We start from the raw sequence: 517 nt of genomic DNA on the forward strand, positions 1-517 counted from the left end.
TGAGAGAGTTTCATCCTGATTTCGCAGGTCAGGGGGCTGGTGTGGGGCGGGAGTGACGTACTCACCCCGGTAGAGAGCGTGATCGTTCCGGGGAGATCGTCGGTCACCTCTGGACCTCGGTGTTCGCGAGGACGAGCAGGGCACGCAGGAGGGTGGTCGCGTGCCGGGTGTTCATGCGGACCTTGGTGAGGATGCGCCAGGATTTCAAGTTCGCGAAGCCATGCTCGACTGCGGCGCGTTCGCGGCTGAGCAGGCGGTTCGCCTCTTTCTCCGCGTCGGTGAGCTTGTGGTTCCGGGTGGCCTTGCGGCCGGTGATGATCACGGGGTGGTCGTCGGGTTCGTCGTCCAGGCCGACGAAGCCGAGGTCCGCCAGGGCGCCGAGGCCGGCCTCGCGGAGGTGTGCCGCGAGTTTGTCGTGGCGGGCGGTGGTGATCTCGCTGGACCGGCCGGGCCTGGCCGAGGAGATCCAGATCAGGTTGCCCTTCTCGTCGGTCAGCGCGAGAAACAGCAGGCCATG

The 517-nt window shown here is 66.5% G+C and carries 1 protein-coding gene; it reads right to left on the reverse strand.

Annotation, left to right across the window (positions count from 1 at the left end; genetic code table 11):
- Positions 1 to 103 precede the first annotated feature (103 nt).
- On the reverse strand, positions 104 to 517 hold a 414-nt coding region (locus tag I8N67_RS41950), incomplete at its 5' end, for a transposase family protein (protein ID WP_234047142.1).

This window comes from Streptomyces adelaidensis, from assembly GCF_016598475.1.
Classification (GTDB): Bacteria; Actinomycetota; Actinomycetes; order Streptomycetales; family Streptomycetaceae; genus Streptomyces; species Streptomyces adelaidensis.